Origin of the sequence: Bacillus sp. JUb11 (genome assembly GCF_024807925.1) — a bacterium.
Lineage (GTDB): Bacteria > Bacillota > Bacilli > Bacillales > Bacillaceae > Bacillus > Bacillus altitudinis.
The window spans coordinates 38,044-59,240 of the sequence record NZ_JANUEZ010000009.1; the positions used below are offsets into that span (position 1 = coordinate 38,044).

Annotated in this window: 23 protein-coding genes; 16 read left to right on the forward strand and 7 right to left on the reverse strand. The window is 39.9% G+C overall.

Annotation, left to right across the window (positions count from 1 at the left end):
- The first annotated feature begins 50 nt into the window (after positions 1 to 50).
- The 3 genes from M2369_RS16335 (at position 51) to M2369_RS16345 (ending at position 2,411) form a co-directional block, all read left to right on the forward strand.
- Positions 51 to 428 (forward strand): OsmC family protein, encoded by a 378-nt coding sequence (locus tag M2369_RS16335; protein WP_259255008.1) that lies wholly within the window; start codon positions 51 to 53, stop codon positions 426 to 428.
- Between the two features lie 65 nt (positions 429 to 493).
- Positions 494 to 1,561 carry a calcium/proton exchanger gene (cax, locus tag M2369_RS16340; protein WP_259255010.1) on the forward strand — a complete coding sequence of 356 codons (1,068 nt, stop codon included), beginning with the start codon at positions 494 to 496 and terminating at the stop codon, positions 1,559 to 1,561.
- A 67-nt stretch (positions 1,562 to 1,628) separates the two neighbouring features.
- Entirely contained in the window at positions 1,629 to 2,411 is a 783-nt protein-coding gene (locus M2369_RS16345; protein WP_017358796.1) for a YfkD famly protein, read from the forward strand.
- A 374-nt stretch (positions 2,412 to 2,785) separates the two neighbouring features.
- On the opposite strand, the gene M2369_RS16350 is transcribed toward M2369_RS16345, so the two are convergent.
- From M2369_RS16350 to yfkAB, 3 genes are all read right to left on the reverse strand, one after another.
- On the reverse strand, positions 2,786 to 3,505 hold the full coding sequence (locus M2369_RS16350) for a YebC/PmpR family DNA-binding transcriptional regulator (RefSeq protein ID WP_007496614.1): 720 nt from the start codon (positions 3,503 to 3,505) through the stop codon (positions 2,786 to 2,788).
- 268 nt (positions 3,506 to 3,773) lie between these two features.
- The gene (locus M2369_RS16355) at positions 3,774 to 4,610 is read right to left on the reverse strand and encodes a mechanosensitive ion channel family protein (protein ID WP_047946517.1); all 837 of its coding nucleotides are present in this window, start codon (positions 4,608 to 4,610) and stop codon (positions 3,774 to 3,776) included.
- A gap of 7 nt (positions 4,611 to 4,617) precedes the next feature.
- Positions 4,618 to 5,739 carry a radical SAM/CxCxxxxC motif protein YfkAB gene (yfkAB, locus tag M2369_RS16360; protein WP_259255014.1) on the reverse strand — a complete coding sequence of 374 codons (1,122 nt, stop codon included), beginning with the start codon at positions 5,737 to 5,739 and terminating at the stop codon, positions 4,618 to 4,620.
- A gap of 147 nt (positions 5,740 to 5,886) precedes the next feature.
- On the opposite strand from yfkAB, the gene M2369_RS16365 reads away from it, so the two are divergent.
- Positions 5,887 to 6,078, forward strand: coding sequence for an SE1561 family protein (locus tag M2369_RS16365; protein ID WP_003218031.1), 192 nt, complete (start codon positions 5,887 to 5,889; stop codon positions 6,076 to 6,078).
- A 102-nt stretch (positions 6,079 to 6,180) separates the two neighbouring features.
- Positions 6,181 to 6,972 (forward strand): delta-lactam-biosynthetic de-N-acetylase, encoded by a 792-nt coding sequence (pdaA, locus tag M2369_RS16370; RefSeq protein ID WP_039168013.1) that lies wholly within the window; start codon positions 6,181 to 6,183, stop codon positions 6,970 to 6,972.
- Positions 6,973 to 7,204: 232 nt separating this feature from the next.
- Here pdaA and M2369_RS16375 read toward each other — a convergent pair whose 3' ends face one another.
- The 3 genes from M2369_RS16375 to M2369_RS16385 all read right to left on the reverse strand — a co-directional run bounded on the left by M2369_RS16375 (position 7,205) and on the right by M2369_RS16385 (position 9,330).
- The gene (locus M2369_RS16375) at positions 7,205 to 7,699 is read right to left on the reverse strand and encodes a DUF2716 domain-containing protein (RefSeq protein ID WP_135010384.1); all 495 of its coding nucleotides are present in this window, start codon (positions 7,697 to 7,699) and stop codon (positions 7,205 to 7,207) included.
- Between the two features lie 33 nt (positions 7,700 to 7,732).
- Entirely contained in the window at positions 7,733 to 8,692 is a 960-nt protein-coding gene (corA, locus tag M2369_RS16380; protein ID WP_007496624.1) for a magnesium/cobalt transporter CorA, read from the reverse strand.
- A 131-nt stretch (positions 8,693 to 8,823) separates the two neighbouring features.
- A complete protein-coding gene (locus M2369_RS16385) occupies positions 8,824 to 9,330 on the reverse strand; it encodes a hypothetical protein (RefSeq protein ID WP_024720250.1) in 507 nt (168 codons plus the stop codon).
- A gap of 433 nt (positions 9,331 to 9,763) precedes the next feature.
- Here M2369_RS16385 and M2369_RS16390 point away from each other — a divergent pair, with 433 nt between their 5' ends.
- Both M2369_RS16390 and rlmD read left to right on the forward strand, forming a co-directional pair.
- Positions 9,764 to 10,633: a DNA-3-methyladenine glycosylase family protein gene (locus M2369_RS16390; RefSeq protein ID WP_110487611.1), complete on the forward strand. Its 870-nt coding sequence runs from the start codon at positions 9,764 to 9,766 to the stop codon at positions 10,631 to 10,633.
- A gap of 102 nt (positions 10,634 to 10,735) precedes the next feature.
- Complete coding sequence (rlmD, locus tag M2369_RS16395; protein WP_396126120.1) at positions 10,736 to 12,121, forward strand: 23S rRNA (uracil(1939)-C(5))-methyltransferase RlmD; 1,386 nt, start codon at positions 10,736 to 10,738, stop codon at positions 12,119 to 12,121.
- A 271-nt stretch (positions 12,122 to 12,392) separates the two neighbouring features.
- Here the strand turns inward: rlmD and M2369_RS16400 are convergent, their stop codons facing one another.
- A complete protein-coding gene (locus M2369_RS16400) occupies positions 12,393 to 12,755 on the reverse strand; it encodes a DUF1433 domain-containing protein (RefSeq protein ID WP_007496632.1) in 363 nt (120 codons plus the stop codon).
- A gap of 50 nt (positions 12,756 to 12,805) precedes the next feature.
- Here M2369_RS16400 and M2369_RS16405 point away from each other — a divergent pair, with 50 nt between their 5' ends.
- The 9 genes from M2369_RS16405 to M2369_RS16445 all read left to right on the forward strand — a co-directional run bounded on the left by M2369_RS16405 (position 12,806) and on the right by M2369_RS16445 (position 21,129).
- Positions 12,806 to 14,221, forward strand: coding sequence for a lipase (locus M2369_RS16405; RefSeq protein WP_259255026.1), 1,416 nt, complete (start codon positions 12,806 to 12,808; stop codon positions 14,219 to 14,221).
- 12 nt (positions 14,222 to 14,233) lie between these two features.
- The gene (locus M2369_RS16410) at positions 14,234 to 14,539 is read left to right on the forward strand and encodes a hypothetical protein (RefSeq protein ID WP_045034484.1); all 306 of its coding nucleotides are present in this window, start codon (positions 14,234 to 14,236) and stop codon (positions 14,537 to 14,539) included.
- Positions 14,540 to 14,859: 320 nt separating this feature from the next.
- The gene (locus M2369_RS16415) at positions 14,860 to 15,270 is read left to right on the forward strand and encodes a DUF6508 domain-containing protein (RefSeq protein ID WP_082055579.1); all 411 of its coding nucleotides are present in this window, start codon (positions 14,860 to 14,862) and stop codon (positions 15,268 to 15,270) included.
- 26 nt (positions 15,271 to 15,296) lie between these two features.
- Complete coding sequence (locus tag M2369_RS16420; RefSeq protein WP_259255031.1) at positions 15,297 to 15,815, forward strand: hypothetical protein; 519 nt, start codon at positions 15,297 to 15,299, stop codon at positions 15,813 to 15,815.
- Positions 15,816 to 15,949: 134 nt separating this feature from the next.
- A complete protein-coding gene (locus tag M2369_RS16425; RefSeq protein WP_259255035.1) occupies positions 15,950 to 16,777 on the forward strand; it encodes a MerR family transcriptional regulator in 828 nt (275 codons plus the stop codon).
- Between the two features lie 26 nt (positions 16,778 to 16,803).
- The gene (locus M2369_RS16430) at positions 16,804 to 17,991 is read left to right on the forward strand and encodes an MFS transporter (protein ID WP_259255037.1); all 1,188 of its coding nucleotides are present in this window, start codon (positions 16,804 to 16,806) and stop codon (positions 17,989 to 17,991) included.
- 190 nt (positions 17,992 to 18,181) lie between these two features.
- Positions 18,182 to 19,012, forward strand: a complete 831-nt coding sequence (locus M2369_RS16435) for a DNA alkylation repair protein (protein ID WP_259255038.1) — start codon at positions 18,182 to 18,184, stop codon at positions 19,010 to 19,012.
- Between the two features lie 241 nt (positions 19,013 to 19,253).
- The gene (locus tag M2369_RS16440) at positions 19,254 to 19,823 is read left to right on the forward strand and encodes a hypothetical protein (protein ID WP_024720260.1); all 570 of its coding nucleotides are present in this window, start codon (positions 19,254 to 19,256) and stop codon (positions 19,821 to 19,823) included.
- Between the two features lie 31 nt (positions 19,824 to 19,854).
- Entirely contained in the window at positions 19,855 to 21,129 is a 1,275-nt protein-coding gene (locus M2369_RS16445) for a hypothetical protein (protein WP_041506588.1), read from the forward strand.
- Positions 21,130 to 21,197: the final 68 nt, after the last annotated feature.

Genomic DNA, 21,197 nt, shown 5'->3' on the forward strand with positions numbered 1-21,197 from the left:
TTCATCGTACAATGGAACCATAGGGGTTTCAATAGAAAGGTGGAAAAGGAATGAAGCTGATATACGAAAATGATCGGTGGGTCGCTAATGCTGATCAAAGGCAGCTACATATTTCAGGAAATGAAGAAGCGGGATACAGGCCGTATCAATTGTTCACCTCGGCTATTGCGGGCTGTTTTGGAGAAATGGTCATTCATGTATGCCGGAAAAAACGAATATCCTATCAAGGGCTGACCATTACACCTGAAACGACAAGAGAAGGACCTGTAAACAAAATCACTCATATTCATTTACATATGATCTTTGAAAGCATTAGCACCTCTGATGAACAGCTGGAAAAAGTAATGAAACTTGCGTTGAAGCATTGCTCCATGGTGCAATCCGTGAAAGGAACGATTGATACCACCCTTTCACACGAACGAATCTAAATGTATATGATGCCGGCACTCACGAAAGAATAACAGTCAGATATGATGTAAAGGAGATTGGCTGTATGAATCGTTTGTTTCTTGTGATTGTCGCAATTGGTGTTCCATTATCTGTAATTGGCAGTTTTCTTCATTTCCCGCAGGCTGTCATGTTCGCCGTCTATTGTATCGCCATCATCGGTCTTGCAAGTTATATGGGAAGAGCGACAGAGAGTCTTGCCATTATAGCGGGACCAAGAATTGGTGGGTTATTAAACGCTACTTTTGGAAATGCAGTGGAATTAATCATTTCATTTTTTGCATTAAAACAAGGACTCACCGCCATTGTCCTTGCTTCACTCACTGGCTCAGTGATCGGCAATTTACTGCTCGTGGCTGGACTGTCTTTTTTCGTTGGCGGATTGAAATTTAAACGACAAGAGTTCAATGTCCACGATGCAAGGCATAACTCTGGGTTGCTTATGTTTGCGATTATTGTGGCATTTGTCATTCCAGAAGTCTTTTCCATGGGGATGGCAGAAGATCGTCAATTTGTTTTAAGTATCGGCATTAGCATTGTGATGATTTTGCTTTATGTTGCAGCACTCTATTTCAAACTGGTCAGCCACAGAGGTGTTTATGTTGCCAAGCAGGAAATTGCTGAAGGGGAAGCAGCGACGGAAGAAGAAACACCAGAATGGTCGGGGAAGTTTGCCACGGCGATTTTACTCCTTGCGACAATTGCTGTGGCGTATATTTCAGAGCGGCTCGTCCATACATTTGACACAGTCGGAGAACAGTTTGGCTGGAGTGAACTATTTATCGGGGTCATCATTGTTGCGATTGTCGGTAATGCAGCAGAACACGCTTCTGCCGTCATCATGGCGTATAAAAACAAAATGGATGTCGCGGTCGAAATTGCTTTCGGTTCTACGCTTCAAGTCGCCATGATGGTCGCACCGATCCTTGTGATCAGCTCTCTGTTTTTTGAAAAGAAAATGCCACTGATCTTCTCATTACCAGAACTCATTGCCATGGCATCCTCTGTTTTACTAACGGTCATCCTCTCAAATGATGGGGATACGAACTGGTTTGAAGGTGCTACATTGCTCGCTGCCTATTTCATTATGGCGATTGGATTTTTCCTTTTATAATCTTTTGTGGATAAGGGACGTCTTTCGGGAAAATACTATGGAAAAATGAATGAGAAAGAGTGATGATATGAAAAAGATGCCCCGCATCATGTTTGTTGTTCTCTTATCCTTAAGTTTTCTATACAGTTTTCCAGCCGAGGCAGCAAAGCCGTTTAAGGTGCCATCGTCTGTCGCCAGTATCTCAAAAGAAAATACGTATCCAAATGCGTCGCAAGATCAACCGCTGCTACAGCCAAGCGAGCTGACGGCCGAATTATTTAAAACAACAAGTGTACCAATTGAAAATACACATTTAATTAAAATGCTGAATGAATCCAGTATCTCAGGTACACCGCTAGCAGTTGGCTACAGGGCAACGATTTTTCTTGGAAGATGGGCACTCAGCTATGATTCAAACGAAACCGTCGCCAATTGGGAATACAAAAAAGTGAACACGAATCACATTGATAATAGAGGCGGAAACAAAACAGCCATCGGCAAATATGTGCAAAAGCAACAAGTAAAAGTAAGTGGAGGGCTCACAGCAAAAGTACCAAACCCAGAAGATGTGAAAACATTGATGATGCAAAAAGCCATCCAAAAAACAAAACTTCCGCTCGCCTTCGACACAGTGATTGGTGCAGGAACAAAACGAGATCAGTCCTACCACGTATCTCCGAAAAAAGCAGCATCTCTTCATGCCTATGCACCAGCGATTAATGAAAAAGGAAAGGTCACATACGGAGAAGTGTACCTTGTGCTCAAAGGAAATAAACGCAAACTCGTCGTGAAAAACGTGACCTCACAAGGAATCGGCGCTTGGATTCCTGTTCAGGATCACCTGACGTTTGGGTTTCAAGGGATGAATTAAAAACAGTCATCTCCTCTTACCAAGGGGAGATGACTGTTTTTTGATTAAGATGTCCTATCTTTTTTCTTTTTCATTTCATGAATGTAAAAATCAAAGGCGTTATATAAAAACCATACAAAGAAAAGAAAGAGAAAGACTTTAGTGAATATCGTCAAATTGTTGAAAATTAAGCATAGGCCAATAAAAGGGAGGATCATAAAGCCATAATACGAGAACCACCATGTTTTAAAAATGAAACTCAGCTCCTTGGTTATTTGTGGAAACGACTCTTTCTTCATATTACATGGTCTTGAGTAGAACGTAAACCTTACCTAGACAATAAAAAAGCCAACGCGGAAGTTGAATGAATCCAACAACTACGATGGCTTAGCTGATTATTCCCCTAAATCCACATTATGATAAACTTGCTGCACGTCTTCAAGCTCTTCTAATACATCGATTAGTTTCTCGAATTGTGCTTTCGATTCATCATCTAATGTCACTTCGTTTTGAGGCAGCATTGTGATTTCAGCGACAGTAAATTCTTCTACGCCTGCCTGTTTGAACGCTTCTTGAACTTGATGGAATTGATCTGGTTCAGCGTAGACGATCACCGTATCATCTTCTTCCATAATGTCACGTACATCAATGTCTGCTTCCATTAAAAGTTCAAGCGTTTCTTCTTCACTTTTCCCCTCGACACCGATCACCGCTGTTTGGTCAAACATGTAAGCAACAGATCCACTGACGCCCATATTTCCGCCGTTTTTCCCAAATGCTGCACGAACATCAGACGCTGTGCGGTTGACGTTATTGGTCAGGGCATCAACGATCACCATAGATCCGTTTGGACCAAATCCTTCGTAACGCAGCTCATCGAAGTTCTCTTCTGCACCGCCTTTTGCTTTTTCAATCGCACGGTCCACAATGTGTTTTGGGACACTATATGTTTTTGCACGTTCTAGGACAAAACGAAGTGCTTGGTTTGATTCTGGGTTTGGCTCACCTTGCTTGGCAGCCACATAGATTTCACGCCCGAATTTTGCGTAAATACGACTTGTATTGGCATCCTTTGATGCCTTCTTTTCTTTAATGTTGTTCCATTTACGACCCATCTTATTCACTCTCTTTCACTTAGTAAATACACAGTATGAGGGTCCCCATGCTGCATGAAATCAATCTGCTTTCTATTATACATGAATCAGTCAAGAGGATAGAAGTAAGAGGGCTGAAAAGAAAAGGATTCCTTAGCTGATATGTCCAAGTTGTTCAAGCGTCTTATTTTTCTCATGCGGTCTAGTCAGCTCATCACACCGAATGATCATGTGAACTACATGCATGATAATTAACTAATTAACAAAAATAACCCCATCACAAATGAGGTTATTTTGCAGGCTGTGGATAGACGAGATCCTCAAGCAATTTCACATCATGCTGGTGAAGTTGTGTGATCATTTCTTTTCGCACAGCGAGGGCGGCTTCGAAGTATTTTTCATCCTCGACCATTCCTTTTACGGTGATCTCAATCCCGCGATTCAATTTATTGAGCCCCATAATGCCATGAACCTGAAAAGGTTCAATGGCGTTTTGGAATTCATCTTTTTTCAGTAAATCATGATGCATTTGATTTAAATGATCACATGCTGTTTCTAGCGCCTTGAAAGCAATGTCAGGATTTTGGTTTGCGCTGATCAAGACTGACTCTGTGATACGCATGTAGTGCATATTGTAGTTTTGGATTTGACGAATGTCTCCGTTTGAAATGGTTAACAGCTTGCCGCTCCATTCTCTAATTTGCAAAGACCGGAGACCAATTTCTTCAATGGTTCCGTTAAAAAGATTATTGACCGTCACATAGTCACCTTTATGAATTTGCCTTTCATAAATGAGGAAAATGCCGGCTAAAATATCACGAATCAAGGTCTGAGCGCCAAAACCAATGACAATTCCAGCGACACCAGCCCCCGCAAGAATCTTCCCAAAGTCATGAAAAAATAGAGAAATCACATATAAGACAAAACATATGGAAGCTGTGTACTTTGAAACCGATTTGACCAAGCTCTCAATCGTTTTTTTCTTTTTATCTTCAATGAATTCAGTTCGTTTAAAGAAAATCTGAAGCGCTTTGTTGATCATAAAGACGGCAAGCCAAAGAATGAGGCCAACAAGGAGAATTTCAATGTATTTGTTCTTGACCACTGTCAGAAATGTTTCGTCCATCTATCGGTTACCCCCTGGCTGTACGAGAAGTAAAATCAACATCTTGATAATAACTGTTTTTCACAAGAACATTCGGACCAAGGCATTGCACACTTGGGCAATGACAATTCAGTTCTTTTGCCAATTTTGTGTTCATCCAGCGTGTATAAGCTGATTGCAACGTATCGTTTTCAATATTTCCTAATGGCGGTGTATCGCCAAAGTCTGTCACAATAATATTCCCATCAAAAATATTCACATTCAATCGTGAACGACCATCAGGGTCATTTCGTACTGTCACATTTTTCGCTTGACGCAATCGAGTCAAGAGGCGCTGGTCTTCTTCATCTGTGCTGCATGAATAAAATGGCAATGTGCCAAACAGCATCCATGTGTTCTCATCACGAACATCGAGCAGCTGATGAATCGCATCCCGCATTTGCGGAAGCGACAATGATTCAAGGGCGCTGGCAAAATCACTTGGATACATCGGATGAACTTCATGGCGCTGGCATTTCATCTCGTCCACGATTTGACGATGGATGTGTTCAATATAAGGAAGCGTACGCTTATTCAGCATCGTTTCAGCAGATACGGTTACACCCGCTTTCACAAGTGCTTGACTATTCTCAATCATGCGGTTAAACAATTTCTCGCGCTGCTCAAAGGTTGGCTTTCGGTCCATCATTGCAAAACCAACCGTAGCAAACTCTTCGACTGTTCCCCAGTTATGTGAAATGTGTAGGACATCCAAGTATGGAATAATCTCTTCATATCGAGCCAAATCAAGTGTTAAATTCGAATTAATTTGGGTACGGACGCCGCGTTCATGGGCATACTTTAATAAAGGAACGACATATTCTCGTACAGATTTCAGAGACAGCATCGGCTCTCCGCCTGTGATGCTAAGGGAACGCAAGAGCGGTACTTCATCTAAACGGCGAAGCAGTAAATCGAGTGGCAGTGCATTCGGATCTTTTGGCTGCAAAGTATAGCCAACCGCACAGTGCTCACATCTCATGTTACACAACGTCGTTGTCGTCAATTCAATATTTGTCAGCTTCATTTCTCCGTAATCCTGCACATCGAGATAGGCTTCCCAAGGGTCGAATGCAGGTGTAATCGGACGAAGTGCTGTTTTTTGGTTCATGGTATCTATCTCCTTTTCATTCGGGCAAACATAGACCCGCCAACAGTTAATTTTAAGCCCCATCACCGTTATACGCAAGAGGGGACACAATTGATTTACAAAGGAAAAAAAGATAAGCTATAAACAAATGCTAAAGGGAGTGTATCTATGGGCAAGGCAGCAGACAGCAAAGAGCAGCAGGTTGATTATTTAAAGAACCGATTAGATATGTTTATGAATGTGATTGATTCATTAGATCCTGAATCCACAGACGTTGAGGATATAGACAGACTCATCCAGATGATCGACGACCTAGAAGCGAAATATGAACGGTTTAAAACCGATTGGAAGGAAGAATAGCTCGCGCTGATGCGAGCTTTTTTCTTTAAATTGGCAGGTCAAAAAGTGTATGAGTACCCGGTATATTCTGCACAATAGAAGAAAAACCGGGAAGTGACGTAAATGAAAAAATGCATACTGATCTGTCTATGTGCGCTTTTTGTATCGATGCCTTTTTCAAACTTAGAAGCCGTGTCTAATCAGCCGATTCATTGGGGATTTGCTAAAAGCAAAGAGCACAAGCCAGCAGATGCCGGCAAGGAACTGACGACACTCTTAAAGAAATATGATGCTTTCTATTTAGGAAATACGAAAAAGAAAGAGATTTATTTTACATTCGACAATGGCTATGAAAATGGGTACACACCCAAAATCTTGGACGTGCTGAAAAAACATCAAGTACCCGGCACCTTTTTTGTGACTGGGCACTTCGTAAAGGACCAGCCTAAGCTCGTCAAACGTATGGCAGAGGAAGGTCATATTATTGGCAACCATTCCTATCACCATCCAGATTTAACAACAAAGAGCACGAAAGAAATCAAAGAAGAGCTAGATCGTGTCAATGAAGCGGTATACAAAATCACAGGAAAACAAGATAACCTCTACCTTCGTCCACCGCGCGGGGTGTTCAGTGAAAGGGTACTAAAGGAAACGAAACAGCTTGGCTACCAAACCGTTTTCTGGTCAGTAGCGTTTGTAGATTGGCACATCCACCATCAAAAAGGAAAACAGTATGCGTACAATCAAATGATGAAACAGGCGCATCCGGGTGCCATTTACTTACTTCATACCGTCTCAAGGGACAATGCCGAGGCACTTGATGATGCCATCACTGCTTTAAAAAAACAAGGATATACCTTTAAAAGCTTAGACGATCTCATGCTTGAAAAAGTATGGCATCTTCCTCAGCTATAGAAAAAAGCTTGCAGACATCTGCAAGCTTCAGCGTGTAGCCAAACCCTCGCATTCGCCCGCAGTCCTCCGTGCTGGTGCTCACGAATGTGAAATTCGCTCCGCGCCAGTACTCGTCCTTCCTAGACTGCAAAGGTTTTCTATCACGCTGAAAAGAAGACAAAGGGCTAAAATCAAGTTCATTTTAGCCCTTTGTCAACAATCTGAGGCTTGCAGACACTGCAAGCTTTTTGACTTATCCTTCTCTTATTTTACGCTGGAACAAAAGGGGACGATGACGAGTAAAGGAGTCAATCAAGCCCTCACCGAAAATCGTGATGCTTTGCTCCCAAGGATGTCCTAGTAAACCCCAAGTCATCTCTTTTGATAAAAAGAAATAGTAATCTCCATTTGGGAGCACAGGAACTCTCCATTCTCCAAATTCATCTTTTTCAAATGAGCCGTATGGTGTGATCCAATAGCAGTCGTGCTGCCAATCAAGTACCTGCATATATTCGTCCGTTCCGGTGATATTCTCCTGAAAAGACAGCAGTGCCTTCTTTTCAAGGTCTTCATCCCCACTTAGGAGAGAAGGGTCCTCGAAATAAGCAGAGATATCATATGTGATGTAAGGAGATGGTGCTTGAAAACCGGGAAAGCGAGAGATGCTTGGGTTAAATTTAAACTTTTGATCAAATGTTTTCCATGCGTACTTTAGTTCTTTGTCTGTCAGTGGAATCCAGTTTTCCATAGTATCTCCCTTTCAAGCACTTCTCTCAAAAAACTATTTAAAAATCCTAAACCATCCTTTATGTTTAAACCACAAAAGCATCCCTGAGACAAGCAAACCCATGAAAATCAGTACACCAAAATAGCCATATTTCCAGTGTAATTCAGGCATGTTATCAAAGTTCATCCCATACACCCCAACAATAAAGGTCAGTGGAATAAAAATCGTCGAGACAATGGTCAGTGTCATCATGATGGCATTCATTCGGTTGGAATTTAGTGTTTGATAGCTGTCTCGTAAATCGGCTGTCATATCACGGTTTGACTCAACGATCTCTGTTAGTTTCAATAAATGATCATAAATATCATTAAAATATGCTTGCCGGTTTGCATCGCTTTTCATCATATTCGTGTTCACAATTCGATATAAGAGGTCCCTCATCGGGATAATGGTTCTGCGCAGTTTGAGCAAATCGGATCGAATACCGAATACTTCGTTCATTAATGTACCATACGTTTTATGTCCTTCTTCATCCTCGATTTCATTGAGCCTGTCCTCAATTTGATAAATAATAGGAAAATAATCATCGACGAGCTGGTCAATCAGCATATAAGCCATATGCTCTGGACCGCTCTCTCGTGCTTTATCAGACCCTTTGAGCTTTCGGATGACTCTATCAATGTAGGGTGCTTCCTTCAAATGAAAAGTAACGATATAGTTTTCTCCAACAAACAGGTCGACTTCTTCAGATCGAAGTGTTTTTTGATTGAGGGCATGAAGGACGAAAAATAAATACCCTTCATAAAAATCAAGCTTTGGCCGCTGTAAATAATGGAAGCAATCTTCAATCGCAAGCGGATGGAACTGAAAAAATTCCTTTAACAGTGCTGCTTCCTTTTCCGTTGGCGCATAAAAATCAATCCAATACCAAGCAATATCGGGGCTTGAAAGCTGCTGCAATGTTGCATGTTCAATCAAGTCGCCGTTTTTTGTCACTGCAAGTTTTTTCAGCATGTGCACCCCTCCAGACTTGCATTATATCATGAAGCACCGGCGGTGAACTTATACGTTTTCACCATAAAAAAGCCGATCTCATCGCTGAGATCGGTCCAATGTGCGTGTATGATTGATGGATAAAGCGAGAATTAAGGACGACGGAAGTTGACGAAACCACCGTTACGGTCGAACCAACCTCTAAATGCCCAGTTGATGTAACCGCCATCACCTTTGTTTGTGAAAGATCCATTTTCAAATACCCAAACTCCGTACGTAATGCTTCCGTATTTAACAGTAGCAAACGTTTTAACACCGTTGAAACGAGTCTCATAGCCTTGGCTTAAGTTAAAGACCATGACATTGTATTTTGCGCCAGCAGCATAGAAAGCAGACTCCATTAATCCTTTGACAAAGCCTTCACGGTTCGTGTTAGCATTTGCAGCATTAATTAATGCATTGGCAATTCCAAGTACGTCAAAGTTAATGTTAACATTTGTCGCATTTGTTGAAGCTTTACCTTCAGCAGCTTTGTTTAACACAGTTTGCTGAATAGTTGTTGAAACTGGAGCAGTTTTTTGCTCAGCAGCGTCAGCGAATACTGGTAGTGTCGAAGAAACAGCAGTGGCAAGGGCAACAGAAAGAATTGTTTTTTTCATTGGTCGGATCTCCTTTGTTTTTAAATTTTGGGTCTTCTTTTAGTAAAACGTGAAACTAGGTGAAGCCGGTTATCAATGAGGTAAATATGTTCCTGCAAGATGAAACAAATGATTGCCTAATCCGCTAATTCCTTTGTTCACCTCCTTGATATGTCATAATTATACAAATATTTTTGAAATAGAAGATATCACCCATAGGTTCTATTTCTAATTTAAGGAAAATGATCCTAAAATGTTGAAGATTACTGTCGAATTTTAGCTGAATTCGACTAAAAATTTTCATCTATCCAAAAGGAGAATGACCATAAATAAGGAAGATATAACTGATAAATTCTTGTACTCTTTATATTTAAAAGTATTCAATATAGAGAATCATTCATGCAAAGTGAAACAATCACATCTGCGTGTGTTGGCAGAAAGGAAGAGGAAAAACATGTGGGAAAAACACCTATTGGTTGAACCGCCCTATCACTTCGATCAAGTGCTGAGACGTTTGTCGAGCGATCCATTAAAGGCGGTCGATCTGGATAAAAGAGAAATCAAAGTACCGATGAGGCTGAATCATAAACCGTACGTTGCAGTCGTTCAAGCGACAGGAACAAAAGAAGCGCCTTCGTTCCGGATACAGGCAAACGGGCCGGAGGAAGCGATCCTTTCTGAGGTGAAGCGGATATTTGGCATGGAGCATCAATTACACGCCGTGCATGACCATTTTGCTCAAACAAATCTTGCGCCCATTTTTGAACGTCATATCGGAACGCCGCTTATGCTGGATTTCCATCTATATCATTGCTTGATGAAATGCATCATTCATCAGCAGCTCAATCTTGCATTTGCTTATGAGCTGACGAAACGGTTTGTTCATACGTATGGTGAGCAAATCGACGGCGTCTGGTTTGACCCTTTACCGGAAACCATTGCATCACTTGAAACCGATGATTTGAGAAAACTGCAATTCAGTCAGCGAAAAGCGGAATATGTGATTGATGTCTCAAAGCGAATAGTGAGCGGCTCTCTGAATTTAGAAGAATTACACGACTTAACGGATATTGAAATTGAAGAACGTCTGCTTCCGATTAGAGGGATTGGACCTTGGACGGTTCAAAATGTCCTCATGAATGGACTTGGAAGACCAAATCTCTTTCCAATGGCAGATATCGGGATTCAAAATGCGATCAAACGTCACTTTGACCTGCCAGAAAAGCCAACAAAAGAAGAGATGGCAGTTTTAAGCAAGGAGTGGGCACCGTATTTAAGCTACGCCTCCCTTTATTTATGGAGAAGTATAGAGACAGATAAATAATTGAAAGGCATTTTCTCTCTTCGTCCAAGTCGTGATATACTATTCAGATGGAATAAAATGAGGACAACCGATAAAGGTTTAAATAGAACGGAGAGAATAAACGTGAAAGAAAAACAGCAAGGAGCCCTTCTGCAAAAGGGGCAGCAGTTCCCGCTTACCATTAAACGCCTTGGCATTAATGGGGAAGGGGTCGGTTATTTTAAAAAGCAAGTGGTCTTTGTCCCAGGTGCACTTCCAGGTGAGGAAGTAGTAGTTGAAGCAACGAATGTCCAAGCGAAATATGCAGAAGGTACGGTGAGGAAAGTCCGCAAGCGCTCAGAACATCGAGTGAAACCGCCGTGCCCAGTATACGAAGAGTGCGGAGGCTGTCAGCTTCAGCATTTGGCATACGAGCAGCAATTAAAGGAAAAACGCGATATTGTCATTCAATCAATGGAGCGTCATACAAAGCTGTCGGTTGAAAAGATCGATATTAGACCAACAATCGGTATGGAAGATCCATGGCACTACCGGAATAAAAGTCAGTTCCAAGTCGGAAGATCACATAGCGGCGACATCATCGCAGGGCTTTATGGGCTGAATTCTCATAAACTTGTTCCGATCAAGGAATGTATCGTCCAGCATCCGAAAACGAACAAAACAACAGGCGTCGTCCGCAAAATTTTAGAGAAATTCGGCGTATCTGTCTACAACGAGCGGACAAGAAAAGGCGACGTGCGCTCGATTGTTGTGCGTGTGGGCTTTGAAACAGGTGAAGTACAAGTCGTCCTTGTCACATCAAAGCCTGAGTTTCCAAAGAAAAAAGAAATCGCCGAAGCCATTCAAAAACGTCTGCCAGAAGTGACGTCTATTATGCACAATATCAATGGCGAAAAAACGTCAGTCATCTTTGGGCATAAAACATCGCTCCTAGCTGGCAACATGGTCATCCAAGAATTTTTAGGAGACGTCTCATTTGAATTGAGTGCACGGGCTTTCTTCCAATTGAATCCGAAGCAGACATTAAAGCTTTACGACGAAGCGAAAAAAGCGACCAAACTGACTGGCAAAGAAAAGGTAGTCGATGCGTATTGCGGCGTTGGAACCATTGGAATGTGGCTCTCAGATGGAGCAAAAGAAGTAAGAGGTATGGATGTCATCAAAGAATCAATTGATGACGCGAAGAAAAATGCCAAAAAACACGGCATGAAAAACGCAACTTATGTGACAGGCACAGCCGAACACTGGCTGCCAAAATGGGTCAAAGAAGGCTTCCGTCCCGATGTTATCGTCGTCGACCCGCCAAGAACAGGCTGCGAACGCACTTTCCTAGACACGGTTAAACAAGTCAAACCAAAACGATTTGTCTACGTCTCTTGCAACCCATCTACACTAGCAAAAGACCTCGAATACATGTCAAAAGACTACAAGATCGAATACATGCAGCCAGTGGATATGTTTCCGCATACGGCGCATGTGGAGTGTGTGGTGTCTTTAGTCCTTAAATAATAGTGGGCAAAGAACCGCGAAAGGCCATTATGATCATTTAACCTTCTAATATGAAGTAATCACCAAATTTTTTTTAAGTGAGCATAAATATCACCAGTCATGTTTTATCAATGGAAGTTTTATATGAATATATGCATGGTGTTATCGCAGATGGTATCTATGGTCCAAAACCAAAGAAAAAGGCGCAGCTCGAAGCCTTCTTGAAGTAAACAAATAGTCCCCTTGAAATTCCAAGGGGACGTTTTTGTTTATTCGATGATTTATCCTCTTTTTAATACTCGCATACTTTATCTTCGCACTCGGGTTTTTCTTTAGCATCTACAGTGAAAGATATGACTTCGTCATTGCCCTTATCATAGATTCCCCATATTTCTTTTTTCTTATTTTCATTGAGATAACCATTAATTTCAATACCGCCCATTGGGTTTATCTCATAATCATCAGTATAATCAATTCGTTTAATATCATTATAGTTTGTTTTAATAAAGTCAGTCATTCTTTTCTTAGCCAAGGAATACAATTCTTCTTTTTTAGCTTCTTGGGCAGCTGTTTTTTTGTCGTGTTGTTCCTTCATAAATATCCCTCCAAGTGTTATAATAACCAAAGTCACAAGGATAATTATGTATTTTTTCATAAAACCATCCTTTCTATCTTAGATTTTACATGAGAGAAGGGGCATTGTACATGAATACAAAGACGGACATACCTAATTTAACAGATAAAGATTATTTTTCTCTGAGCCAAAATACATATAGTGAAAAGAAAATGAGAAAAGCCTATGAGAATAAGACACCACTTGTAAATGATTCAAAAAAAGCTTTTTACGTAGACAAAATCAAAAAAGACCCAGACACAGGGCTAGATGTTTACGTATTTGTCCAAGCCAAGAAAAAAGAAGGTAAATGGGTTAAACCCAAAGAGCCTGAGAATGTTGTCATAGGTTTTCAAGGAACAAATCAAGAACAAATCAAAGCTGACGTGATAAGTGCAGATGGCGGCAACGTGGTAATGGGTCAAGATCCGAAAAAGAAAGTCAAATACATCATGAAAAAAGAGGCACCTGAAAACTCTAAAGCGATTACCAAGTATAACGGTAGTATGGAACAAGCCATGTTGTTGAAAAGTGGAGAATACAAAATTGTCACTAAGACATCTCAATTTGATCAAGGTGATAAGCTCGTCGCCAATGAAGTGAAAAAGTATGCTGGCACTAATACAGTGATTTCAACAACGGGTCACTCACTTGGAGGGGCAGATGCAGAATACGCTGGTGTAAACAATCATGTTTACAGTGTAGCCTTTAACAACCCTTCCATTGTTAAACTGCATGATGAAGAAACTCAGAAGAAAATCAGAAACGGCGAATTTGATTTGTATCATAAAGCCATCATTAATCCTGATGATATGGTGGGGGCAGGTTGGTTGTTGGAATATGACAGGCACAATGGAACGACAATTTATACGAAAGATCCTAGTCAATCACGAAGAGAGCGTATAGATCGGTTTGTGTCTCCGTTTGGTGTTCCTGGGGTTTTAGGAAATTTGATTACTTCCTTCTATGGCCAAGCATTCGCAAAAGATCCGGATACTCATAGTTTAAATGAGTCGAACTTTACTTTTGATAAGAATGGTCATATCAAAAGTGTGGATGGAAGCAAAGGTGTTTATAACCAGAATATCGAATCGTTCTCATCTTATTCAGGTATGAATGGACAAACCATCAAAGTGGATGCCAAATATGCAAAAGAATTAGCTCGTCGATTACAGGCAGCTATCGAAGACTTAAAAACAAAAAAACAAGCAATTGAACAATTCCCTCACGATCACAGCAAAATGATTTATGACGTGAAATCTATTTGCGGAAAGAGGTTAGGAGAATTCAAGGATTTAGATCCAAGTGACGTTGAAAAAGCTATATTGTTTCACGCCCCTTTTGTGAAAGATGGAGCAGCATTTTATGACTCAGAAGAACAGTATCAAACTGAGGCTTCTCTACATTATTTGATTAGAGATTTAGAGGATATTAGTGAGTTTATTGTGAAAATGGCGGAGGATTTAAAAGATAAGGATAATGAATTAGCAAGATGGTTACGGTTGTAAGGAGGATTTCAATTGCCATATGGAGTTAATATGGATGCAGATGAGTTTTACAGACGATTACAACAGAATGAGGAATTAAAAAAAATTGTAGGTTCAAGTTTAAAAACGCATTGTCAGAATCTAAAAGAAGACACAAAACATGCGTCAGACTTTTCTTCAGCACAACAGGTTGTAGCTGAAGTGTATGTTGCTTTACTCTCTTCATTTGAAGGAAAAGCTAAGGATGCATTGATACAAAGACTCAATGAAAATGCGAAGATGCTGACAAATGCCACAGAGAACAGAAGTGCCTTTCTAAGAACTATAAAGACAAAATAGTGAACATAACCTCTTCGCAACGATGTGACAGAGGTGTTTTTTTATTTGGGAATCGTCTTATAAATTCCTTGACGCTTTATTCACAGCTGGTATCAGCTTATTATTTAATATGACACATAAACGTTGACGAGCAAGATGATTAATACCGTGTATGTGAAGACAGTTCTATCGATGGTGCGAGTGTAAAAAGTGAAATGAATAAAAATGGTTCGTGATTTGAATACTGGCTTCTAGTTTGTACGATCATCACGGACTTTTTTATTAACTTATTGAGAGAGATCGATCAAAGAATTTTTAATTCAGAAAGGTGGAGGATGAGATTGAGTCAATTTAACATCTTAATAAACTATATCCCTATGCTTCAAGGCGATGATATTGGTGAATGGGTCATAGATCAAGAAAATGATGGAACAGCGGAACATCCGATTCAGATGCCCTATGTGAATTATTCCGAAACGGTCCGTCGTTTTATCGAGGATGTCTATACCTTTGCAGAACAACATCAAGAAATGGAGCTTACCCGCTACAGTGAGATCCTCAAAGAAAATGGCATTGAGGATGGAACGAACGATATGGAGAATGTGGACATCTCAAATGTAAATGCGCAGTGTGTACTGGCTCTCATCATGGGGGTTCTGAGAGCTGAACGATTTTGCGAGGGTGTCATACTCGATGTCTTTACAAACGGAACTCTTGTCAAGTGGCTTGAAAGATTGGAACATTTGGAGTAATAGAGACTAGATTTCGGGGTGATCAAATGAAAAACAAAACAGATGTAGCCCACATGTTTCCTCCTATGAAAATAGAAGAAATTGATCATATTTTATTATATGATCTTGATGCAATAAAAATGGATAAAGAAGATGAACGTATAAAATTCATTTTACAAGATCCCTATTGTCCTGATAAACATCATATTCACAGTGTGTATGTCATCTATAAAAGGTCTATACTCAATTTACTTGAAGGTAGGATTCGTTCTATTCATAGTCATGAATTCATGACTGCTAAGAAAAAGGATCGAACGATTTCTATAGAAGATATAGAATATGTATTAGAGATCGCTACAGTTGTGGTTCTTGCAAGTGAAAATAATGGAATATTGACGAATTATTTTTATAGTGGAGTCGGACAAAGGTTAGATTGTATTTTTAATCTATGCTTAGGTTATTCAACAGATTTACAACAGAAAGAACATAAAGTAAGTTTGCAACGATTTATGGATGATATAAAGATTGTTGAAGAGATGGGATTGTTAGAAAAAATAGTAGGATAATGAGCAAAACCTAGATTTTAGAGAAATCTAGGTTTTTTCGTGCTTTTGAAAAATTTAATCAACTTCTTGTTGACCTTCCCCTTAACTGAAAGGTTTATACTGTGATCAGATCAACAAATCGGAGGAGATGCAGGATGTTCAAGATCGGCGATTTTTCTATGTTAAGTAAAGTGCCTGTCAAAACCTTAAGGTATTACGACCAAATTGATTTATTAAAGCCTCAGCAGATCGATCAAGATTCGGGATACCGTTATTACTCAGCTGAGCAGTTACTTGAGGTCAATCGAATTTTTCTCTATAAGGAATTAGGCTTTACGTTAAAACAAATGGGGCAGCTTCTTCGTGAAGATATCTCAGTAGAGCAAATTCAGGGCATGTTTCTCTTGAAAGAGAGTGAGATTCAGCAATTGATCGAGAGAGAACAACAGAAATTAGCCCGTATTAAGGAGCGGATGCACCTCATCAAACGAGAGGGGTGTGTTGAAAAAGAACAGGAGGTCATCATTAAATCTGTTGAAAGTAAATGCATCATGTCTTTTCAATCCAACGGAACTGTTGAAGAAATCCCTTCATTCTTTCAAATGTTTCATCATTTATTACATAAACATCAACAAGAATCGATCTCGGGACCACAAGTGGTGCTATGGAGAGAATCACTGGAGAAAGAAAGTGAGTTCGAATTTGAGGTGGGGTATTCCGTCAAATCGTTAAGGTGCTCTCTTCCTCAGGGAATGACAATTCGCACGTTACCTGCAGAAGACACTATGGCAACACTCTTATTTCATTCACATTCTCCATCCGCACAAACTGCTTGTGTTGACCTGGCGACATGGATTGAACATAACGGATATCGCGTGAAAGATGATCAGCCGGGCCGAGAAATCTATTACCCATTGTCAGAAAATGAAGAAGGCAGACTCATTGAAATTCAAATTCCTATTAAAAATGAAATCAAATCGTAAACATGGCCCAAAGGAGAAACGTCACGATGCAAAATAAAACCGTTGTCTATTTACTTGCTTTAGCAGCTTTTTTAATCGGAACGATCGAATACATCATTACTGGCATTATTCAAATGGTCGCACATGATTTACATGTCACAACGTCTACTGCTGGCTTATTGGTCACATCTTTAGCACTTTCGGCCGCAATCGGTGCACCGATTGTCATCGCACTAACCATCAATATGGACCGCAGAAAAATATTAACATGGACGCTGATCATTTTTATTTTAAGTAACTTCATCACAAGTATCAGCCATTCGTTTGAAATGGTCATGATCACAAGAATTTTACAAGGAATCAGTGGGGGAACGGCGATTGTAGTGGCGATGGCGGTTGCAACTCGTCTTGTAGAACGGGAAAAAAGAGGAACAGCCATTGGCATCATTTTAATGGGATTAAGCAGCTCCTTGGTTTTAGGCGTTCCAATCGGGACATTTCTAAGCAGTATGATCGGATGGAAAGCATTATTCGCAGCCATTGGAGTGATCACGCTTATTCCGCTGATTGTGGTGTATAGGCGGATCCCTTCTATGAAAGAACAAGAACCGGTGACGCTTCGTATGCAATTATCGATTTTAAAAGACAAGCGTATATTACTTGCAGTGGCAGTCACGTTATTCTATGTAGGGGGATATTCCACGTTATTTACCTATTTAACGCCCTTCCTGCAAAAATCAGCCAACCTAAGCATCACAGAAATCAGTGGCATTTTGTTACTAGCGGGAATATGCAGCTTTTTAGGATCAAGCCTTGGAGGGATGGCAGCAGATAAAAAAGGACCAATCTTCACGATTTTTTCTGGCATCATCTTGCAAATCATGATGCTCATGCTACTAGCATTTGTCACAGGGAATCTCGTGGTCATGGTGGCTGTTATCATGATATGGATGATCGCAACATGGAGTACATCACCAGCTCAGCAGCTATATCTTGTAACCCTTGTTCCAAAATCTCCTGATATCGCATTAAGTGTTAATACATCATTTATTCAATTCGGATTTGCTTTAGGATCGGGTTTAGGGGGGATTGTGTTAAACGGAACCTCTGTATTGAACCTAAGCTGGCTCAGCGCCGGTACGGTTTTCCTTGCGTTACTCATGACCATTCTCATGGTGGCGTTTGACCGATTTTCTCAACATAAGCGTTTGAAGGTGATCGAGCAAGGAAGGTAACTTAAATTCAATTTTGTATGGAAGGGACTACTTATTTCGGGTAGTTTCTTTTTGATTTGAAGAATGCACCAGTAAAGTTGTTTATTTGATACAATAGGGGGCAATATCCAAAGATTGAAGGCATTCATATATTTCTTTTAAAAACGATGAATATCAAACAAAAGCACCACTAGACGAGGAGAGAAAATAAATGCAAATAAGCGAAGAGATCATCAATCGAAAAGGTGCTCGAAAGGGGACTGATATCCCTCATGACGTCTTGTTCCTTTTGAATCAGGGAAAAATAGAGAGTGTAAATTTAACTGAATGGCTGGCTGTCAATCACATGACGTTATTACGTCATGTTTTGCCATCCGTTGGTTTAGACCATCATTTAGACGGCTTAACATCTAAGATCACTCAACAAAAGGCTGAGTCTGGAATGAAAGCAATTCGTCTCATCGGTCAATTGTTAGATGAATGGCTACAGAAAGAGAATGGGGAAAAACAAGCGGAAGTGCTACAGGCATTTACTCACCATGTATCTGATAGCGTCCGTTGTTGGGCTGCTTATATGAACAAACAACGTTTATCAACTTTGGAAGAGAAATTGGCGTACATTCAGCCATTTGCAGCTGATCATCATTTTGGTGTTCGAGAAATTGCGTGGATGTCAGTGAGAGAAAGCCTAACGGATCAGCTCGATCAAAGTATAGAACATTTAACAGCATGGGCTAAAAGTAAAGATGAAAATATTCGCCGCTTCTCAGTAGAAGCTATTCGCCCAAGAGGTGTTTGGACAAAGCATATTGAGTCATTAAAACAAGAGCCAATGAGGGCACAGCCTATTCTAGACTTGCTCAAATCTGATCCATCAACATATGTTCAAGATTCTGTAGGAAACTGGCTCAATGACGCTAGTAAAACACAACCAAATTGGGTCATAAACCTGTGTGAACAGTGGTTAAAAGATTCTGATACAAAAGCAACCAGCAGAATTGTCAAGAAAGCCAAAAGAACGATTGTGAAGGGGAATTTTTAAACACTAATATGAACTGATTAGACAGTCCATGAAAATGAGTAAGCAGTCAATTCAGCGGTTTGAGAATAGGATTAAACCCATAGAGGCAAGCGAAAAAGTAAAGGGAATTACTCTTTACTTTTTTCGTGTGTGAAAAACCAAATTCACAATAGAAAGGAAAAATATTGAAACATTTTTCCGGTAAAAACGTAGTACAGGTAGAGCTTTTATTAGAACCAATAGAGAAGGAGAGGAGTATTGTATGGAACAAGTAGCACTGAAAAAGATGAGAACAAACCAATTAGTCACATGTAATTTAATAGCTGGCATCATGATCGTGACGTTTTCAATCTTTTTTCAAATCTTACATATTCAATTAACTCATTTGTTTTTTTGTCTAGGAATTGTCATGCTCTTTCAAAGTATTTTAGGATTCTTTAAAAGGAAATCAACAAAATCTTTCATTCCCATTTTTGAGCAGGTAGCTATTTATGAAAAAGAGAAGTTAGGAAAAGAGTGGGAGAAAGAACAGAGAACAGAAAATATTTCGAGAGTAGTATTGAGTGGTCTGATGTTTTTTCAGTCATTTAGCTTCCGAGATGTAACGAACCCATTCTTTGAAATACAACCTGCATTTCTATTTTTCTTAGTGGCTATGTTTCTAGTTATTATGAATGTAAGCATGCTTTTTCGCTTTAGAAAAATTGATCGATCTACTGAGGAACACGAATTAAAAGGGTATACAAAGGAATCAAATATGATGGGTTTGGTTTTAGGCCTTTTATCAGCTATCATCCTATTCGGCTTTATCATTATTTTCGTCCTTCCATAAGATAATCACTTAACAGATTGAGGTGAAACAAATGAATGAAACTCTACAGCATCTAATAGATGATACAAGAAAGAAGTTCGGCTTAGATGATTATCGTTTAAAAAACTACGAGTATTACCGAAATGTGAATATGTTTAATGAAACAATTTATAAATTGTGTATGGAATGGTTTCCTCCACATGAAACGGAACCTGTGGACGAAGATTTAAACCCGGATGGCACAGCCGTGATAGAAGTGAATTTGAATACAGGAAAGGTTGAGAGTGCTGTTTTTGTCATGGGTAAAACATATGCAAAGGAGGGTGTGTGCTTTGATAGCGCCCAGAATGACGCCATCAAATGGATTGAACAAGAAACAGGGTTGATATATGGAGAGCACTTTCACTTGCATAAGGAGGAAAAAGGGGAGCTTATTTTTGAAGAAAAAATTGCTGGTGTACCAGTGACCCCTTCGGGCATGATTGATGTGAAATGGGATGAACATGGACAACTCATTTACTTTGTTCGTCACGGCCCATTTGTCTCAATAAAAAAGCACAGGGCTGAAAAATATACGCTGCTCATTGAGAAGATTGAAAGCTTAGCCCTTCAGCAAGTGCAACGAATCGAATGGCCTTCCTTTGATCAGAATAAAATTCGTCCAATTTATGCGTTAGAAGAAGTGTATGTAAAGAATGATGGAACCGGAATCCTCCCGTTTGAAGGTACGATACAGGAACATCAATGTCTCAATATCAACCAAATCATCAAATGGGATGAACCAATAACTGAACCTTTTGTAAGAAAGGAATTAAATATTCAAGAAGACATCTCAGATGATCAAGCCTTTTCAATTGAACCCTCACCAGATACAATGCCAATAACAGAGGAAGAAAAAGATAAGTGTTTGAAAGCAGTTCAAAACTTGTTGAGTCAGGAATATCCTAACGACACCGGAAAATGGGTTTGCATTTCTCTTCATCGTGATCATTACATTCATGCAACAGTAAAAGCAAATAGACAAGAGAGAAGCTTGCTTACAGATAAAATCTTGATATTCATTGATGCCCTTACATTTGAAGCCGTTAATTACATAGATAGAAAAGAAATGTTTAAGGAGTGTGGCATGTTGGATGAACTCCAACCCCCTGGTAAAATCACCATGACAAAACAAGAAGCCTTCGAAAAATTAAAAAATCGGTTAGAGCTGACCCCCATCTATGTATATGATTTTACAGAAAAGCAGTATGTCTTATGTGGAAAACTAGATTGTCATGATGGAGTGGATGCAGTGAGCGGGGAAGTCATTCCTTTACAGGATATTTGAATTGGCACTTTACGCTATTGAAAGAACAGTCAGTGCTGTTCTTTTTTTGTCCCATCTCCCTCTTTTTT

Coding starts and splice junctions, on each gene's coding strand:
- M2369_RS16365 (WP_003218031.1), top strand. CDS start 5,887: ATGGGCAAGGCAGCAGACAGCAAAGAGCAGCAGGTTGATTATTTAAAG.
- M2369_RS16420 (WP_259255031.1), top strand. CDS start 15,297: ATGAAAAACAAAACAGATGTAGCCCACATGTTTCCTCCTATGAAAATA.
- M2369_RS16385 (WP_024720250.1), bottom strand. CDS start 9,330: ATGAAAAAAACAATTCTTTCTGTTGCCCTTGCCACTGCTGTTTCTTCG.
- corA (WP_007496624.1), bottom strand. CDS start 8,692: ATGCTGAAAAAACTTGCAGTGACAAAAAACGGCGACTTGATTGAACAT.
- pdaA (WP_039168013.1), top strand. CDS start 6,181: ATGAAAAAATGCATACTGATCTGTCTATGTGCGCTTTTTGTATCGATG.
- M2369_RS16425 (WP_259255035.1), top strand. CDS start 15,950: ATGTTCAAGATCGGCGATTTTTCTATGTTAAGTAAAGTGCCTGTCAAA.
- M2369_RS16435 (WP_259255038.1), top strand. CDS start 18,182: ATGCAAATAAGCGAAGAGATCATCAATCGAAAAGGTGCTCGAAAGGGG.
- M2369_RS16355 (WP_047946517.1), bottom strand. CDS start 4,610: ATGGACGAAACATTTCTGACAGTGGTCAAGAACAAATACATTGAAATT.
- M2369_RS16350 (WP_007496614.1), bottom strand. CDS start 3,505: ATGGGTCGTAAATGGAACAACATTAAAGAAAAGAAGGCATCAAAGGAT.
- cax (WP_259255010.1), top strand. CDS start 494: ATGAATCGTTTGTTTCTTGTGATTGTCGCAATTGGTGTTCCATTATCT.
- M2369_RS16390 (WP_110487611.1), top strand. CDS start 9,764: ATGTGGGAAAAACACCTATTGGTTGAACCGCCCTATCACTTCGATCAA.
- M2369_RS16335 (WP_259255008.1), top strand. CDS start 51: ATGAAGCTGATATACGAAAATGATCGGTGGGTCGCTAATGCTGATCAA.
- M2369_RS16375 (WP_135010384.1), bottom strand. CDS start 7,699: ATGGAAAACTGGATTCCACTGACAGACAAAGAACTAAAGTACGCATGG.
- M2369_RS16445 (WP_041506588.1), top strand. CDS start 19,855: ATGAATGAAACTCTACAGCATCTAATAGATGATACAAGAAAGAAGTTC.
- yfkAB (WP_259255014.1), bottom strand. CDS start 5,739: ATGAACCAAAAAACAGCACTTCGTCCGATTACACCTGCATTCGACCCT.
- M2369_RS16430 (WP_259255037.1), top strand. CDS start 16,804: ATGCAAAATAAAACCGTTGTCTATTTACTTGCTTTAGCAGCTTTTTTA.
- M2369_RS16345 (WP_017358796.1), top strand. CDS start 1,629: ATGAAAAAGATGCCCCGCATCATGTTTGTTGTTCTCTTATCCTTAAGT.
- M2369_RS16400 (WP_007496632.1), bottom strand. CDS start 12,755: ATGAAAAAATACATAATTATCCTTGTGACTTTGGTTATTATAACACTT.
- M2369_RS16405 (WP_259255026.1), top strand. CDS start 12,806: ATGAATACAAAGACGGACATACCTAATTTAACAGATAAAGATTATTTT.
- M2369_RS16440 (WP_024720260.1), top strand. CDS start 19,254: ATGGAACAAGTAGCACTGAAAAAGATGAGAACAAACCAATTAGTCACA.